At 62.0% G+C, this 16257-nt stretch carries 22 protein-coding genes and 1 other RNA gene; 4 read left to right on the forward strand and 19 right to left on the reverse strand.

Going from position 1 to position 16257, the window contains the following annotated elements:
* Positions 1-359: 359 nt before the first annotated feature.
* Complete coding sequence (locus AAGT95_RS07475; RefSeq protein WP_342596065.1) at positions 360-2126, forward strand: alginate O-acetyltransferase AlgX-related protein; 1767 nt, start codon at positions 360-362, stop codon at positions 2124-2126.
* Between the two features lie 275 nt (positions 2127-2401).
* Here AAGT95_RS07475 and AAGT95_RS07480 read toward each other — a convergent pair whose 3' ends face one another.
* The 18 genes from AAGT95_RS07480 to smpB form a co-directional block, all read right to left on the reverse strand.
* Complete coding sequence (locus tag AAGT95_RS07480; protein WP_342596066.1) at positions 2402-3037, reverse strand: hypothetical protein; 636 nt, start codon at positions 3035-3037, stop codon at positions 2402-2404.
* A gap of 367 nt (positions 3038-3404) precedes the next feature.
* On the reverse strand, positions 3405-3686 hold the full coding sequence (locus AAGT95_RS07485) for a head-tail connector protein (RefSeq protein WP_342596067.1): 282 nt from the start codon (positions 3684-3686) through the stop codon (positions 3405-3407).
* Positions 3683-5179, reverse strand: coding sequence for a terminase large subunit (locus AAGT95_RS07490; RefSeq protein WP_342596068.1), 1497 nt, complete (start codon positions 5177-5179; stop codon positions 3683-3685). The genes AAGT95_RS07485 and AAGT95_RS07490 overlap by 4 nt, the downstream gene beginning before the upstream one ends.
* The gene (locus tag AAGT95_RS07495; RefSeq protein ID WP_342596069.1) at positions 5176-5637 is read right to left on the reverse strand and encodes a hypothetical protein; all 462 of its coding nucleotides are present in this window, start codon (positions 5635-5637) and stop codon (positions 5176-5178) included. Before AAGT95_RS07495 ends, AAGT95_RS07490 begins: the two co-directional genes overlap by 4 nt.
* Before the next feature lie 45 nt (positions 5638-5682).
* Positions 5683-6015, reverse strand: a complete 333-nt coding sequence (locus tag AAGT95_RS07500) for an HNH endonuclease signature motif containing protein (RefSeq protein ID WP_342596070.1) — start codon at positions 6013-6015, stop codon at positions 5683-5685.
* The gene (locus AAGT95_RS07505; RefSeq protein WP_342596071.1) at positions 5975-7144 is read right to left on the reverse strand and encodes a phage portal protein; all 1170 of its coding nucleotides are present in this window, start codon (positions 7142-7144) and stop codon (positions 5975-5977) included. The genes AAGT95_RS07500 and AAGT95_RS07505 overlap by 41 nt, the downstream gene beginning before the upstream one ends.
* Positions 7141-7662, reverse strand: a complete 522-nt coding sequence (locus tag AAGT95_RS07510) for an HK97 family phage prohead protease (protein WP_342596072.1) — start codon at positions 7660-7662, stop codon at positions 7141-7143. The genes AAGT95_RS07505 and AAGT95_RS07510 overlap by 4 nt, the downstream gene beginning before the upstream one ends.
* A gap of 2 nt (positions 7663-7664) precedes the next feature.
* The gene (locus tag AAGT95_RS07515; protein ID WP_342596073.1) at positions 7665-8882 is read right to left on the reverse strand and encodes a phage major capsid protein; all 1218 of its coding nucleotides are present in this window, start codon (positions 8880-8882) and stop codon (positions 7665-7667) included.
* Positions 8883-9226: 344 nt separating this feature from the next.
* Positions 9227-9628 carry a hypothetical protein gene (locus tag AAGT95_RS07520; protein WP_342596074.1) on the reverse strand — a complete coding sequence of 134 codons (402 nt, stop codon included), beginning with the start codon at positions 9626-9628 and terminating at the stop codon, positions 9227-9229.
* Between the two features lie 52 nt (positions 9629-9680).
* A complete protein-coding gene (locus tag AAGT95_RS07525) occupies positions 9681-9962 on the reverse strand; it encodes a helix-turn-helix domain-containing protein (RefSeq protein WP_342596075.1) in 282 nt (93 codons plus the stop codon).
* Positions 9953-10225 (reverse strand): hypothetical protein, encoded by a 273-nt coding sequence (locus AAGT95_RS07530; RefSeq protein ID WP_342596076.1) that lies wholly within the window; start codon positions 10223-10225, stop codon positions 9953-9955. The genes AAGT95_RS07525 and AAGT95_RS07530 overlap by 10 nt, the downstream gene beginning before the upstream one ends.
* Positions 10225-10488: a hypothetical protein gene (locus AAGT95_RS07535; protein WP_342596077.1), complete on the reverse strand. Its 264-nt coding sequence runs from the start codon at positions 10486-10488 to the stop codon at positions 10225-10227. Before AAGT95_RS07535 ends, AAGT95_RS07530 begins: the two co-directional genes overlap by 1 nt.
* Positions 10485-10742: a hypothetical protein gene (locus tag AAGT95_RS07540; protein WP_342596078.1), complete on the reverse strand. Its 258-nt coding sequence runs from the start codon at positions 10740-10742 to the stop codon at positions 10485-10487. The genes AAGT95_RS07535 and AAGT95_RS07540 overlap by 4 nt, the downstream gene beginning before the upstream one ends.
* Positions 10739-10924: a hypothetical protein gene (locus AAGT95_RS07545; RefSeq protein WP_342596079.1), complete on the reverse strand. Its 186-nt coding sequence runs from the start codon at positions 10922-10924 to the stop codon at positions 10739-10741. The genes AAGT95_RS07540 and AAGT95_RS07545 overlap by 4 nt, the downstream gene beginning before the upstream one ends.
* A 266-nt stretch (positions 10925-11190) precedes the next feature.
* Positions 11191-11388 (reverse strand): AlpA family transcriptional regulator, encoded by a 198-nt coding sequence (locus tag AAGT95_RS07550; RefSeq protein WP_342596080.1) that lies wholly within the window; start codon positions 11386-11388, stop codon positions 11191-11193.
* 553 nt (positions 11389-11941) lie between these two features.
* Positions 11942-13174: a tyrosine-type recombinase/integrase gene (locus tag AAGT95_RS07555; RefSeq protein WP_342596081.1), complete on the reverse strand. Its 1233-nt coding sequence runs from the start codon at positions 13172-13174 to the stop codon at positions 11942-11944.
* A gap of 164 nt (positions 13175-13338) precedes the next feature.
* Positions 13339-13718, reverse strand: a transfer-messenger RNA (tmRNA) gene (gene ssrA, locus AAGT95_RS07560).
* 76 nt (positions 13719-13794) lie between these two features.
* Positions 13795-14274, reverse strand: coding sequence for an SsrA-binding protein SmpB (gene smpB / locus AAGT95_RS07565; protein WP_110597749.1), 480 nt, complete (start codon positions 14272-14274; stop codon positions 13795-13797).
* 224 nt (positions 14275-14498) lie between these two features.
* Between smpB and AAGT95_RS07570 the strand changes: the two genes are divergently transcribed.
* Together AAGT95_RS07570 and AAGT95_RS07575 are read left to right on the forward strand one after the other, a co-directional pair.
* On the forward strand, positions 14499-14933 hold the full coding sequence (locus tag AAGT95_RS07570; RefSeq protein ID WP_110597748.1) for a type II toxin-antitoxin system RatA family toxin: 435 nt from the start codon (positions 14499-14501) through the stop codon (positions 14931-14933).
* A gap of 5 nt (positions 14934-14938) precedes the next feature.
* Positions 14939-15238 (forward strand): RnfH family protein, encoded by a 300-nt coding sequence (locus tag AAGT95_RS07575; protein WP_342596082.1) that lies wholly within the window; start codon positions 14939-14941, stop codon positions 15236-15238.
* Positions 15239-15269: 31 nt separating this feature from the next.
* Here the strand turns inward: AAGT95_RS07575 and AAGT95_RS07580 are convergent, their stop codons facing one another.
* The gene (locus AAGT95_RS07580) at positions 15270-15692 is read right to left on the reverse strand and encodes an outer membrane protein assembly factor BamE domain-containing protein (RefSeq protein WP_110597746.1); all 423 of its coding nucleotides are present in this window, start codon (positions 15690-15692) and stop codon (positions 15270-15272) included.
* 72 nt (positions 15693-15764) lie between these two features.
* Between AAGT95_RS07580 and fur the strand changes: the two genes are divergently transcribed.
* Entirely contained in the window at positions 15765-16214 is a 450-nt protein-coding gene (gene fur, locus AAGT95_RS07585) for a ferric iron uptake transcriptional regulator (protein WP_110597745.1), read from the forward strand.
* The last annotated feature ends 43 nt before the right edge of the window (positions 16215-16257 follow it).

Here is a 16257-nt window from a genome sequence, read left to right on the forward strand (position 1 = left end):
CTTTATCGCGGTCGACCAATCGACGCGTCGGCGTGAATCCGGGTGTCTTGTGAGGCTAGCCGATCTAGGCGTGTTTTCCAGAATCGCGGGCGTCGGACTCTGCTTTTCACGCTGCATCGGGGGCGTGCCAGGTCGATTCTCGGCACCAATCGCCGCCGGTTCTCGTCGAGATGACCTTGTCATCGATGACCTCGCCACGCTGACAAATTTCATGCTCGACGGGCGATGTCGGGTCAGGTTGGCGCTGGGATATAGTGACGAACGACCGGGAGCTCAGGGCGGCACACTGCGCTTCGTTACGACGTTTTGAATGAAGCATCCTGCTCGCTATCTTCCGTTGCCAACTACCAGGGACTGTCATGAGTTCAACATCCTTCGCCGAGCGCATCGAGCAGATACCCGAGCTGGTTGTCCAAGCCGAAGAGCGGCTGGCACGTCACGATTTCACTGGCGCCATTGCGCTGCTGGAGCCCGCATTTCGAGCCGGCATCGACAGTCTGGATCTCTCCTCTGCGCTGATGCAGGCCTACGAAGGCGCCGGAGATATCGCCAAGCAGGAAGCACTGATGGCGGTCGTGCTGCGAAAATCCCCCCAACCGCCGCTCAAGCTGAGCATCGCCTACGCCGAGGCGGCGATGAGACGTGGCGACTGGTCCAGCGCGGTACAGCGGTGGCAATCGATACTCGATCACCAGGCAAGCTTTCCTCCTCAGGTCTATCTGCGCCAGGCCCGCGCCCTGCTGGCGGCGAAGCAGTTCACGGCAGCGCTTGGCGTGGTGGACCTGGCGCTGGAGGCACGTCCCGATGACCCGGTGCTGGTAGACCTCAAGAGCGTCATTGCCAGTCAGAAGGCCAAGAAGTATCAAGTGGTGGTCCAGCCGCTAGAGGCCGCGTCCGCGCTGCACTGGGAGATCGTCGACGGCCAGCGGCAGATCGCGGCGCTGGAAACCTTCCGCCGTTACCGGGTGGGGGGGCGGGTCGACGTGCCCCCGGATCGGCAGCCCGAACTGATTGCCATCGGCCCCGAGGGTGAATCTTCTCTGCCTCTCGAGCGAAAGCCGCAAGCGGGGGTGGACGCCGGCGCCTGGCTGTTCGAGCACTCGCTGGATATCGCCGCGGGAGTGACCCTTGGCGTTCGCGACGGGAATGGTGAGCTGCTGCAGTGCGTTAGGCTCTCGGTCGCGCCGGTGATGGAGGTGGTCGAGGGGCGGGAAGGATGGCTGTTCCTGGCCAACGATACCAACGCGAGCGTCGACCAGTTCACCGGCAGGAAGCGCCTGAGTGACGAGGAGAGGTCGCAGTGGCGATTTTTCGCTGCCGGACTCGCACCGTTACAACGGCAGCGCTCCCTGCTGTTCTTGATCGCCAACTCCAAGGAGATGGTCCGGCCGGAACATTATCCGTACGAAAGAGCCGAGGTTACCATCACCGAGCAGGTATCGGCGCTGCTGGATGAGGGCGGGATAGATTACTGCAATCCCGTCGCCGCGATGCAGGCGGAAGTGGACAGCTACTACCCTACGGACACCCATTGGAGCGGTCGCGGTGCCTACCTTGCCTTCGCCGCCTGCATGCGCCACTTCGGATACGACGATGACTTCGAGTCGCAATACGTCTTCGAAAAACGGGAGGTAGTGGGCGATCTGGGATCGAAGAGGGAACCTCCAGCCAAATCCTCGTCGACCGTCGCCGTCTTCCGGGAAAAGAGCGGCGTATTCTGCCGCTTTTCCAACTATCTGCCGGGGACCGGCAACATCACGATCTTCGAGAACGCCCGGCCGATCCACGACCGAACCCTGGTCATCTTCGGGGGATCATCGGCGGGCGCGGGCGGCTTCGCGACGCTGTTTGCCAACGTCTTCCGGCGGGTCGTCGTGGTCAATCTGCCGGGCAGTTACGTGCACGAGATCGTCGATCGCGAAGCCGCGGATCATGTGATCCTGCAGACCAACGAGCGTTACCTGACAACCCCCGGTCGGATCGTGAAGACGCTGGCCGAGGCTGAGCTCGAGCGGGTGACGCGGGCGATACCGGCGGCCGGGAGAGCCAAGCTGATGGAGAGGATGGGCCGATTCGACCCCTGCGAGCCCTATCACGGCTTCATGAAGACCCTGCTGGCGGGATGAGATCGTCGGTGTCGCGGACCGCAATGGCATAGCTGACGTCAGGTCACAAAAAAAGCACCCGATCGGGTGCTTTTTCATGTTTGGTGGAGGCGGGGTCCACTGAAAAGCTCGTCTATGCGTCAGTTAAGAAAGCATTTTTCATAATGCGTGATCCGGTGTGCCCCCAGATATGCCCCCGTTGAGGGAGGTATGTAAGGATGGGGCGAAACAACCCACCCTTTGCCACCGTGTAAGAGATACGGACGCCAAATAGGGGGCGCACAGTGTGCGTACCCTCAAGGGCGCGATTTCAAATCGCACCCTTCCACCGCGTGTATGCCTACATGATCGATCGCCACAATGGAAAAGGACTCCGAGATGTTTGTGTCGTTGAGAAGTCGGCCAGCCGCCGAACTAAACCGCTGGTTCTCAAGTAGCGCGGCGTGAAACTCTTTGACCCTCCGCCCTTCTGCAGCTTGTGGCCATAGCTCGTATAGGCGCGGGTAGCCGGGGGCATCGTTGCTCAGTTCGGACGGCGTATAGGTATGCCCTTGATCGACTCGGAGGGGGGCGAAGTCATTGGCGCGTTGATAGATGAAGGCAATCACTCTGCCCTCTGACGAGCTCCACCCCGCGTGAATGACGATGAGATCGGCCACATCCGTTGCGACGGGTATCTTCACGATCTCGCGCAAAGCGTCAGGCGCCCATTGGGCAACTTCACTGATATCACCTTCGGGCATGGCTGCAAGGCGAGCCCTCCAAAGCATTGCGTGCAGGAAGGAGCCGGCGGCGCCGACAACCATCTTCCTGTCGTGGCATAAGTGCAGCTTCTCCACTGACTCGGGGAGTTCCTTGGACGTCGACGCTAACGCGTGATCTTGAGACATCCAGGCGCGCTCTGCTGTAATCGTGAGGTTAAGCGTGGTCATGGTGCAGACCTCTGCCCGATGTTCAGCCGGCCGCAAATTGGTGTGGCGGCGCCCACAGCGACTTTTGCCCAAAGCCCGTATGAGCCTGGCACTAGAGAAGCTGCGTATGCTGCTGCTGCCGCCATGCCTATCTGAAGCACTGCGGAAGTGATGCTGTCGTCCCGCGGCGTGCTCACGATCGTCAGCTCGCCCCCGCTCAGTGGTTCATCCCAGCGACAACGTGGAAACGGTTGCCCATTCCACTGGACACTTACCGACTCGACGACATTGGGAATGATCCGGTTCACGGTCTCGCCTTCGGAGACGTAGGCCTCTACGGTGTCAGCTCGCAGGGGATTGGGGCGGGCGACTATTCTGATATCCGGCATCACAGCACCTCGTGCGATCGGTAGGGGTTCAGCAGCAGATGAAACGTGGCGTTCTCGTACAGCGCCCGGTCATTCTGCCGCTCGCGATGCTCGTACAGGTCGCCGACCAGCAGAAGGACGGCGGCGCGCACGGGCGCCGGCATTGGCTCGGGCAGGTCATCGCCAAGGTAGCCGGCTACGTGGCCCTCAGCGGCCGCCAGCAGCCCGGTAATGTAGGCGTCGTCGTAGTCCTCGGGGATTCGGAGATGGTCCTTTGCTTCCTGCAGCGTGACGGTCGTCATATGAAATACACCTCAGTTTCGATATCGGCGGGCTCCTCAGCCCCCTGGGCGGCGCCCATTGCCATCGCCAGCGCCTGAATGCCGTCGATGCGCCCGGTTCGCCGCGACTTGTCCAGCTTGCGAGCGCCGGCCGGATCGGTGACGGCGACGGCGTTGGCCGCGCACATCGTCAGCACCGGGTGATTGCCGTGGGCAATGCGACCGTTCAACAGCTCGGCCTCGAGCGCATCAAGTGCCGGCGCCATATCTCGGAAGCCTTGGCCGTGCGGTACCAGCGGGAGCTCGATACCCAGCCGGTCGAGCTCCTTACGGAAGATGTCGATTCGCCAGCGGTCGAAGGCCAGCGCGTGCAGATCCACGTCCTGCAGAATGTCCGCCAGCTCGGCGGCCACTGCCTCATAGTCCACGGTGGCACCGGGCGTGGTACGAAGCAGCCCTGAACGCGCCCACACGTCATAGGGCGCCCGGTCTGCCTTGGCGCGGTCGAATAGCCCCTGCTCTGGCGTCCAGAAGTACGGGCGCACCTGCCACACGCCGCCGACCTTGCCCACCAGCACCAGCGCGGTGAGGTCGGTTCGGGCCGACAGGTCTAGCCCGCCATAGACCGGGCCATCGAATGGCTCGGGCGTCTCGGCGCAGCCAGCCCATACGTCCGGGCTGATGAACGGGCTATCCAGGCTTACGCGCTGATTCAGCAGTAGGTTACGGGCGGTGTTCGACATACTCGGCATCCGCTCGGCCTGCGCCATCTGCTCGCGCATATCGTCCTGACTGCGGAAGATGCCAAGCGCTGGATTGGCAGCCTTCCACGCCTCCTCGTCCATCAGGTCGCAGCCTTCGGGCGCGGCGTAGAGTCGGCAAACCGTGCGCGGGTCTTTCGAGCGCAGGGCGTCGTCGATCCATTGGCTCAGCAGGTCGGCATCGTTCGCTGCCTGCGTGCTGATCGTGATCAGTAGCGGGCTCTCGTGGGCGCCTTGGCTGGTCGTGATCGCGTCCACGAAGTCGGACTGTGGCCCGCGCACCTGGCCCACCTCGTCGAGGATGGCCAGCACCGGCGACAAGCCGTGCGCCGTCTTGCCATCGGCCGCCAGCGCCTTGAACTCGGTATTCATCGTCAGCCCGATGAGGCGCTTGCCACTGGGCACGATCCTCACGATGCGCGAAAGCTCCGCCGACTGCTGCACCATCTTGGACGCGAGGTTGAACACCAGCGCCGCCTGATCGCGGCTCAGCGCGCCGGAGACGAGCTGGCTATTCTGCTTCGCCTCGGGCCCCACCAGGTGGGCCAGTAGCAGGGCGGCGATCAGCCCGGTCTTGCCGTTTTTGCGGCCCACCGACAGGATCGCGCGCCGCGTGCCGGCCGGGTTGTCGTAGATGTCGCGGATAAACCGCTGCTGGAAGTCCGCCAGCACCATCGGCTTGCCAACGCCGGCACCTTCAGGCGTGACGCAGTAGCGCTCGATGAAGCGAATCACGCGATCGGCGCGAGTCATTGCAGCGCCCTCGGAATCAGGTCGTCGTCATCGTCGATACCCTGGCGGGCGCCACGCTCGAGTGCTGCGCCCTTGTGGATGTCCTGCGACTTGCCCACCACGCTGATCGTGTCGACCTTGAGTTGGCGGGCCATTGCCAATGCTCGCCGGCTCACCTTGTCCAGCAGTGTGCAGGCCGGGTTGATTTGATCGCCTAGAATCATGCCGTTCTCGTCGATGTAGGCCTCCAGCTCGGCGATATCGCCATAGGCGCGGGCCAGTTGCCCGGCCAGCATCAGGTCGGCTTCGGTCCACGTGTCACGCGCTCGAGCGGTCACGATGGCGTCCCACGCCGGGCGGTCACGGTCGCGCACGCGCACGAATGCCGGCGGCTCGATCGGCCCCATAGACGCGGCCTGGGCAGCCGTCACAGCGGCCTTAGCGCTGTCGGATCGATGGCGGCGTGGCGTGGATTTCATGGCAGTTACCGATAAAAGCGACCTTTGGCGGCGGTGTGGGCCGGGTCAGTTGCTGGTGATTTTTCGCCACGGATGATCCGGGTCGAGCGGCATTCCGCTCGTGTCGCATCCGATGACGGCCGCGCCGCGCCCCTGAGTCTCTGCCATCGTCTTGCGTGAGTGGCACTCGTGGCACAGTGGCTGCAGGTTCTCGCGGCTGTTGTCGTCCGTGTAGTCGCCCTCGGCGTTGTCGATGTGGTCGACATCGGTAGCCGGGGTGACGATGCCCAGCGCCACGCACTGGCGACACAGCGGCTCCTCGGCCAGCACCTGGGCACGCAGCTTGCGCCATGCCGCGCTACTCAGCGGTACGCGGCGCTGCTTCTTGACGGGGCGCATCGTCGATACCCTCCACGGTGGGCAGGTTCTCCAGGCGGCGAACCTCTGAACGCATCATCCAGCCGTCCTCGATCGAGCGCTGGTAGAACTGGGCCCGCTTGAGGCTGTCGCCGCGCAGCAGGCCTTCCACGTTGTGCTCTGCGTAGAAGGTGCCCGGATCATTGATCAACGATCGGCCCGCTGCCTGCTCCCACATCACCAGGTGCCGGCGCAGCGTGTGTGTCACGAAGTACCGGCCCAGCTCTACGGCGTTGGAGTAGTTGGCCTCGCGCAGATCCCCGATCAGGACAGGTGGCACGCGGAACAGTCGCGCCACCTCCTCGACACTCATCCGGCGGGCCTCGATCCACTCGGCATCCTCCAGCGTCATGCTGACGGTCTTGAACTCGGCACCAGCCGGCAGGACGGCGGTCTTGCCGTGGCTGCCCACACCGCCATAGCCAGCCGCCCAGCTCTCCCGAATGTCGCCGGCCTGCTGCTTGGTGGTACCGGCTTGGGTCTGGATCACCCCGGATAGCTTGGTGCCCTGGGCGAACATCCGTTCCCCGTGCGTGCGCTCGGCCAATGCCAGCCCCACGGTGTCGCGCGCCACCTGAATCGGGCTTCTGCCCATGATTCCGTCATCGGTGTGGTAGCGAAGGTGTAGCACCTCCTCGGCCAGCAGCCGGCGGATGTTGCCGCGTCGATCGCTAACCTCGTAGACCAGTGAGTCGTCGTCGGTCAGCAGCACGCTCACCCGATCCGGATGCAATGGCAGTAGGGCTTCGATGCGTCCGGTACGGCTCCACTGGATCTCGGCGTAGGCGTTACCCCTCAGCAGTACGTGACGCTGCATCATCTCGCGGAACTCGAGCGCGGTTTGCTTCGAGTTGGGCTCGGTGTGAAGCACCTTGTACAGCGGATGGGAGCGGGCTTTCTCCCGGCCATCCTCCGTGCGCCGGTAGATGTCGAGAGGCAGGCTCGCCACGCTCTCGGAAATGGCTGCCACGGCGGCATAGACAGCGGAAATACCCTCGGCGCTCGATGGCGTCACGTTCACGCCGGCTACGTCCTGAACGGCTGCCACCTTGTCCCAATAGCGGTCGTAGGCGTCTGCCCGCTTCTCGGTGCGGCGTCGGAAAAGCTTCACTGGCAGGCCTCCAGGTAGAGCCGGGCCAAGCGAATGGCACGGTGTTGGGTGTGGCGAACCTGAACGCTCGAGGCGTCGTAGGCCGGCGCGGCGGTTATCGTCACCTCGAACAGGTCGACGTCCAGTAGCTCCCGCATCGGGCGCCCGCTCTCCTCGATCCAGCTATCCCGTACCGGCAGAAAGCCGAACGAACAGCCGGCCACGTCGCCACGGGTGACCAGTGCCGCCAGATCCCGTCCCAAGGTCGTGTCGGGTAGATCGATCTCGAACGCGAGCCCGTCGGCATCTTCCGAAAGCCTCAGGCTGCCGGCGCCTACTCTCCCCAGTAGGGCGCGGCCGTCATGCTCGTAGATGGCTCGGATGTTGCGGGCTCTCGGGTCGCCCAGCGTGCGAGTGAACGCGCCAGGCCGGACGACCTCCACGAACTCGCCCAGATCGGCGGGCACGTTGAAGCGGGACACATAGCCGGTCAGCTTGCGCCCCTGAGGCTTGATCTCGTTACTGGCGCGCACTTCCATGATCAGGCTTCCGGCTTGGCGACAACGAAGCCTTGCGGGTAGCGAATCGCCACATCGGCGGTCGCCATCGCACGCACCTGAACACCGCCACGGCTGTAGGCCGGCTCGGCATACGGGTTGACCAGAATATCGAGCTCCGACCAGATCCCCAGCATCACCTGGCTGAAGTCACCCAGTAGAAGCGTTTCAGCCGGCATCTGGTTGGTGACGTTGAACGGCTTGTCGTCCATCCGGCCACCTTGCAGGAGGAAGCCGGAGCCGCTGCCCGGCACCTTCTCGGTGCTGGCGTAGGTGGTCTTGACGCCCGGCGCCGCCAGCCAGTTGATCGCCTCCAGGTTGGCCAGCTCCAGCAGCTCGGACAGACCCAGCACGCCCGCCCAGTCGCTCGGCAGGTTGGCGGTCTGGATGCCTGCGGTATTGAGGATCCCGATCGGCTCGCCATCGGCACCGGTACCGGCGAGGATGGCGCGGTCGATTTGCTCGGCGATCAGAGCGGTCAGATCACTGCGCACCAGCTCCTCGATGTCCGGGCTCGACTGCTGGATGAGCTGGCGGGACATCTCAGTCTTGCCGCCCACGTGCTTGGGCGTCAGCTTCACGTCACCAAACGACATTTGGCCTTCGGGCACTGCTTGGCCTTCCGTCACCCAGCCGGTCGCCAGCCCGGTTTTGTACTTGGGAATGGCAACATCACCGGAAAGGCCGGACAGCACGCGCACACCCAGACTGCGAGCCAGCAGCCGATTACGCAGCGCGCCGATGTAGTCCTGCGGGCGATGCTGTACCGGCACAATCTGGCTGGCGGTGCCGGTCTCGTTGGCACGGGTCTCGAGCGCCTGCATCGGAATGAACGCGCCTTGAGCCTTGCGACCCGATCGGCGTTCGGCTTCCTGGCTGTACTCGCGCTCGGCGCCATCCAGCGAGCGGCCTTCCATCTGGGCACGCATCACCTTCACCACGCTGACCTGACGCGCCAGCTTGTCCAGGTCGCCGCCAGCTTCGTTGTTCACGGGCGTGGCGACACTACGACGCTCGGCATCGGCCAGATACTCGGCTCGCTCGATTTGGCCGACCAGGTTGCGCTCCTCGGCCTTGAGAGCGTCGAAGTTCTGGATTTCTTCAGCGGTTAGATCGCGCCCCTCGTTGGAGGCGGTATCGACCAGGGTTGTCATGGCGGCGACCTTGGCGGAACGCTGCTCACGTAGGGCACTCAGTTTCATGATGATTCACCTTGTGGCGGTGTCTGGTTGGGTTGGTGGCACTGTATGAATATCCACCATAAACGCAATGATATATCGTTGCATAGGTGTTTTAAAAGTGACTCGTAATCACCTTTAAACCCCCACCGGGTGGTAACTCTAGAAGGGTGTCCAATTATTGAACGCGGTAAAAATCGAAACTCCCGAATAAGGGTTCATTTTTTGAACCCTTATTTAAAGCTGGAAGCATCCTCAACTGGATAAGGGTTCATTTTTTGCCACCGTGGGTGGCAATTTTTGAACGCGGTAAAAATCGAACGGGCAAAGAAAACCCGCCTCAAGGGCGGGTCGAAAGGACAATCTGCTTATGCCTGGGACAGCCTTCGTAGTGGAATGATGCTCGGCACCACGTCCAGATCCTTACCCGGGCAGTCGTCGATGGTGTGCCACGTGAGCGCGAACAGCGCACAGCGGGCACCTTCTCGGCCACGCCGATTCTCTCGAGTCTTGCTGATCAGGTTGCGGTCCTGCAGCTCCCTCAGAGACTTGGCCAGCGTTGCCTTAGCCATGCCGCCCCACACATCCATCATCGAGTGAGTGGCGGCCAGATTGCCGTTGTTGCGGCCGTTGTACTGGCTTCCCAGCACCATCAGCACTTTCAGGGCAGACGGTGACAACTCGCGGAAGTCCCGCTGCTCCATCAGTAGCTTGGGCAATGCGAGGAAGCCGCCGGGCGCTGATGCCCGATCACGCTTCTTCTTCGTCATGCCATCCTCCTCGGAGGCAGGGGCGTCGCGTTTCGCGACACCCCCGCGCCAGCTACTCGGTCTCGATCAGTCGATAACGCTTGATCTTGGCCTGGGGCTTTGCCGGTTGTGGATGCCACTCAGTGACGATGGAGAAGCCACGATTGCGCAAGTCTCGGACCGCTGCGGGCGCGTGGGCGATGCGTAGTTCCCACTGCAATTCCGCCGCGCTCATCGGATGACGCCTCAGCGCCTCTAGCACCCGTCCCGTCTGGGTGGTAGGATCAATATCAGATAGAGCATTCGAATGAGCCCGGCCTGGGGAGAGGCCGGGTTTTTTCGTTTCTACTCGCATGATTTTTCCTCCTCTTGAGCCTCTAGCTGCTCGATCTCGGCCTCCAGCGCATTGGCCTCATCTTCGAAGTAATCCGATCGGCGTTCCGCAATCTGGCGCCCAGCCTGGGCGACACGTTTTGCAGCCGGGTCGAACGGATCTTTCTCGATCATTGCCTCAACAGCCTTGAATAGCGCCGCGGCTTGCAGCAGGTCTTCGGATGCCAACGAAAGCTGCTCGAGCTTTAGGCTGTACTCGTCGATTCTTTGCCTGATAGCGGTCATCACGCGGCTCCTTTCTTCGTCTTGGCTGCTGCACGTTCCTCGGCGATGCGCTCGAGGTGGGTCTGTTGGTCGGAGGCAAACAGGTCGAGGTAGTCGCCAAGGATGCTGGAAGCCTCCATCAGCCCGCGTAGCGTTCCCTCGGAAACGGCGTCTTCTTCGGAGGAGGCCACCTCGCTGATCGCGGTCAGCGCGACCTGTAGGCGGCTGGACTCGAATACGAAGCGGGCCGCCATCTGCTGGGCAATCGTCAGGTCGTCGCTCATGACTGGCCCTCCTGCTTGTGGCGGGCCAGGTAGTCGATCGAATCCGCCAGGTCGGTGGCTTGATCGCTTAGCGCCATCAACGCCTCAAACAGATTCCCTCGGGTGAAGTTGGTCATTCGAGGCGGACGGCCCTCGCCGCGCTCAATCTCGTCATCCAGCAGCACGGTGGTAATGCCCGCCAGCGCTGAACCAATGCGCGCAGCGGCATCCGCGCGATGCTTGATCGCGGTAGGGGTGAGGGTCACGGTATTCATGCCGGCACCTCCTGTCCGTTATCGACGGCGGTCAGGCGGCGAGCTTTGGCGATGTGGTGGTTGTAACGCTTCAGCCGAACGGCGGCGCTGGAGTCGCTGAATAGGGCGGCTCTTGCCATAGCACGATGGGCTGCGGCGCGGTCGGACGGATTGCGGGTAGGGAATTGGCGCAGAAAGGCCATTGGGTGACTCCTGTTTGAATTGGAGTCGTCCCCGGATGCCGCCAAGCATCGAATGGGGGCGACTGTACGCAAGTTGGCGGACCGGTCAAACAGGAATCCGGCATGCCCGAAGGCATCTCGCGCACAGCCGCCATAACTGACGGGCACAAAAAAAGCGCCGTCATGGGGGGCGCTGGTGCGCCTGATTGAATTCGATCCGCCAAGATCGGTTACGGATTTTGCCGCAACGGTCTCAGCATATCGGGACGGTGAGGGTAGCGCAAGCATTAGGCAGTCTCCCCGCTGTTGCGCGCATCTTGGATGCGACTGTCGATCCACTCGCGCACTTCGTTATCGATCCACGCGACCGCTCGTGGTCCAAGGTTGACCGGCTGCGGGAACTCGCCGGACTTGATGAGCCGGTAAACACTGCTGCGGCTCAGGCCTGTTTCCTTCATCACTTCGGGAAGCCGAATCATGGCCATTGCACTTTCTCCAGGCATAAAAAAACCCGCTCGAGGCGGGTTCGGGTTTCCTTTGGGCACAAAAAAACCGCCTCGGGGGCGGTTTCTCGGATGCTGGTAATGCGGCTTTCCGGGGCGGCGGCTGCGTCTTGGCGCAGCTACACACCGTAGCTAGAACGTACCCCTTAAATGCCAAGTTGGCAATCAGGGGCACAAAAAAACCGCCTCGGTTGGGCGGCCTGTCTAGCTGTCACAGATGCCAATTGGTGAACTTCCCTACCGTTCGGCATCTGAAATACCAGCATGGAAGAAAGAATACCCAAAAAGTACCGCTTTTTAAACAACTTCTTGGAATCGCTTGGCACGCTATGGCTATTTGATGGACTCTCGTTAGCGTCGCCGCGAGAGTGTGTAGCGCAAGCAGTCCACACAATATCTACGCTTTTCAATGACTTCCGAGGTGGCGTGCTCTGTTTTCCGGCCGCAAGCATGGCACCTCATCGGCCGGCCGCCTTTGCGGTAGCCTTTGATCGATAGGTTGTCGTTTCCCATTGCTCCTCCTGTCATCTGGATATCATCCGCCAGCTTTCCGAAGCGGGACCACGTTGGGGGTGTCCTGTTTCAGGACATCCAGGTAATCGGCCCAAGCCTGCAGCATCTTTCGGCGCTGCTCGAGGTGCTGGGTTCGGTTGTAGGCCCTGCCGTTGGCATCGCGGACCGAGTGGGCCAGTTGCTGCTCGATGTACTCGCTGGGGAAGTTGAGGCGTTCCGCCAGCACCGTGCGCGCCATCGCGCGGAATCCGTGGGCGGTCATCTGGCCCTTGAATCCCATCGTGTCCAGTGCGGCCTTGATGGCGGCATTGCTCATCGGGCGGGTGTTGCTACGGGCGCCGGGGAAAACGTACCGGCTACGCCCGGTGAGCCCTTCCAGGCTGGCGAGCACTTCCACCGCCTGGGTCGGCAGCGGCACGATCAGCGGCGGGGCGTTCTTGCTGGGCTGGAAAGCCCACTCGCCGGCCTCGAGGTCGATGTCCTCCCAAAGTGCCTGGCGCAGCTCCCCCGGCCGAACGAAGATCAGCGGCGAGACCTTGAGTGCAGCAATGACAATCGGCGTGCCGCCATAGCCGTCGATCGCTCGCAGCAACGGGCCTATCTGCTCGGGATCGGTCAGCGCGGCGTGGTGGCCGCCTCTTGCACTGCGTAACGCACCCTTGAGGTCTGGCGTCGGGTCTCTCTCGGCGCGCCCCTTCGAGATGGCGTAGCGGAATACTTGGCCGCACAGTGTCTTGACGCGGTGGGCGGTCTCCAGATGCCCGCGATCCTGAATCCGCTTGAGGCAGTCCAGCAGCTCCGGGGCGTTTATCTCCGCGATCGGCCGGCGGCCAAGTATGGGGAAGGCGTCGCGCTCCAGTCGGCGCTTGTTGCGCTGGTAGTGCTCTGGCACCACCTCGTGCTGGTGTACCTGCTCCAGCCACTCCACGCCCACGGCCTGAAAGGTGCTGGCGGCGTTCTCTGCGCCATATTGCCGGGTCAGACGCTTGGCGGTACTCGGGTCGATCCCCTGCGTCAGCAGCCGGCGCGCTTCGTCTCGTGCGCTTCTCGCATCCGATAGCCCGACATCGGGATAGACGCCGATTGCCAGGCGCTTCTCCTTGCCGTGCATCCGGTACTTCATCCGCCAGTAGCGGCCACCTGCGGGAGAGATCTCCAGATAGAGCCCGCCTCCGTCCGCCAGCCGCTGGATCTTCTCTCCCGGCTTGGTGTTACGAACGGCGGTGGCGCTCAGCTTATTGGTGGGGCGGGACATTTGGGGGCATCTCGTGGGCGCAGTGGTGATATGCCCCCAAATATGCCCCCTGAGATGCCAATATGTCTAGGAATCCCGTGGGACGTTATGGCAACAAAAAAGGGCCCGAAGGCCCTTGTTTGCTGGTCTCATGACACTTCTTGATATGCCCTGAAACCCTTGTTTGGTGGAGGCGGGGGGAATTGAACCCCCGTCCGCCGGCACTCGCCCATCAGCTCTACATGCTTAGTTCCGTCTTTTGATTTAACGCAGTGCACTCCGACGGGCAGGATGGCACCTTGCGATCTCTCTAAGGTTTAACGAATGTCAGGAGAGCGCTGACATCCGCGGTCCCATCAGCTTTAGCTCGTATCCCCGCCGCGATGAATGGGCACATCGCTTTGGGGCCAGACTAACAGCTAGCAGTTTTTACGCTGCCAGTGCGCCTTGAGCGTAGTTTTCGTCGTTTGCGACTATTCAATTGCAACGTTGGATTTACGAGATACGTTACACTCTCGGCATGCACCTCAGGGATTGTCACCGGCGTCGAAGCCATGTCGCCCCCTTACAACTCGTACAGTCTAACAGATGGCGACGAGCCCACGCCATATCAAGTGCCGTCTCGACTATTCAGCGTCGTCTCAGGCATGATCCCTCATGACCCGGGCCTTCTCGCGGTTCCAGTCGCGCTCTTTCTCGGTGGCGCGCTTGTCGTGCAATTGCTTGCCGCGCACCAGGGCCAGCTCGCACTTGACCAGATTCTGCTTCCAGTAGAGCTTGAGCGGCACACAGGTGTGCCCCTTCTCCTGCGTTCTGGAGAAGATTCTGGCGATCTCCTTGCGATGCAAGAGCAGCTTGCGCGTCCGGGTCGGGTCCGCAAGCACGTGAGTGCTGGCGGTATTGAGCGGCATGATGTGGCTGCCCAGCAGCCACGCTTCGCCGTTCTTGACCAGGATGTAGGTGTCGGTCAACTGGGCCTTGCCTGCGCGAAGGCTCTTCACCTCCCAGCCGGCCAGTGACAGGCCTGCCTCGAAGGTCTCGTCGATGTGATATTCGAACCGAGCCTTCTTGTTCTGGGCGATCGTGTTGCTGCTAGGCGCGTTGCCTTTTTTCTTACCCATGACACCTCTTTGCGGCGTTATCCGGTATGCCCCACTGCCAATGCATTCGATGACCTGCGGTCCGGCGCGCCGTGCGCTATGTTCATCACATCATGCGCCGTGGGGGTTCATGCGCAAAGCATCGTGTGAAGTCTAGTTATGAGGGCAGCCGTGATACCATTCAAGCCATTGAAAACAGTGCCCCATGATACGCATGTCGGGGCGATAAATCAGTGGAGACCCCTATGCCCAGCGTGAATCGGTCCGCATTCGTTCGGCATACACCGGAACAGATGTTTGAACTGGTCAATGATTTCGAGCGTTATCCCGACTTTCTGCCCGGATGTCGGCGGGCCAGCATCGTCGAACAGGGAGACGGCTATCTGATTGGTCGAATGACATTGGCCAAGGGCGGCGTGGAGCAGAGCGTGACGACACGCAACGACCTCGAGCGGCCCCAGCGGATCGACCTGTCCCTCGTCGATGGCCCGTTCAAGCGGCTGAGTGGACAGTGGCATTTTCGAGCCATGGGAGAAGACGCCTGCAAGATCGAACTCGAGATGAACTTCGAATTCAGCAATCGCCTGCTGGGCATGGCATTCGGTCGCCTGTTCCAACAGGTGGCAGGCCAACTGGTCGACGCCTTCACCCGGCGCGCCGATCAGGTCTACGGACGCTAGCGGGTATGCCGGTGGGCCATATCGAAATCGCCTTCGCCACGCCCGAATGGCAGACGATCGTGCGCTTGACACTCGAGCCCGGCATCAACGCCCGGCAGGCAGTGATGCTGGCGGACCTGCCGAGCCGACACCCGAGTTGGGCGGAGCTCGATTTCACGCAGGCGCCGCTGGGAATCTTCGGCGAGCGTCTGGCGGCTCCTGAGACGTACCAGCCGGAGGCCGGCGATCGCCTCGAAGTCTATCGGCCGCTGGAGCTCGACCCCAAGCAGGCGCGGCGTGAACGGGCGGCCAACGCCTCGCGTTGAACTGCCCGTTCAGCTGTGAGTCAGGCGGGATCTAGATGCCGCTGGGACCGATCTGCGGAACCGCCGAGCCCTCGCCGGAGCCTTCCACCGCCGGTCCGGGCCCGTCGTCCTGATTCAGCTCGACGTCCGAGTCCATGTCGCCGGATTTGGCGATGTCGACCAGCTGGTCGTTCTGGAAAGTCAGGGTCAGGCGTTTTTCCACCGTACCGCCGTAAGCTTTGTCGAGATAGAAGACGTAATCCCACTGGTCCGACGAGAAGGGCGCTTCCATCAGCGGCGTGCCCATGATGTAGGCCACCTGCGAACGGCTCATGCCGGGGTGAAGCTGGGACACCATGTCCTGGGTGATGAGATTGCCTTGCGGGATGTCCCTTTTATAGACGCCAAAGTAGCTGCAGCCGGCGATGAGCGAGACTGCAATAAGGAGTACGACCGTTCTGATCAGATTTTGCATTTGAGTCCGTCTTTCACTATCGTTGCGTGGATTGATCATACCCGACACGAGACGCTACTGCGAAGAGCGACCATGGCCGACGAAAACCAAGAATTGCGTAAGGCGGGGCTGAAGGTCACTCTGCCACGCGTCAAGATTCTGCAGATCCTCGAAGCGACTCGTATGGAAGAAGAGCTCCACATGAGTGCCGAGGACGTCTACAAGGCGCTGCTGGAGTCTGGAGAGGATGTCGGGTTGGCCACGGTCTATCGCGTCTTGACCCAGTTCGAGGCGGCGGGGCTGGTCGTCCGGCACAACTTCGACGGCGGGCACGCGGTCTTCGAGATGTCCCAGGAAGAGCACCATGACCACATGGTGGACCTCGAATCCGGCGAGATCGTCGAGTTCTATGACGAGGAGATCGAGCGTCGGCAGCGAGAGATCGTCGAAGAACACGGCTACGAGCTGGTCGAGCACGCGCTGGTGCTCTACGTGCGCCCCCGTGGCTCAAAGGCCACGCGCCAGGATGCCGTCAAGAAGTAACCCGCGCAGCGCCCGCTAGCGCGCGACAGACTATCGAAACGCC

The organism is Salinicola lusitanus (assembly GCF_038648475.1).
Taxonomy (GTDB): Bacteria; Pseudomonadota; Gammaproteobacteria; order Pseudomonadales; family Halomonadaceae; genus Salinicola; species Salinicola lusitanus.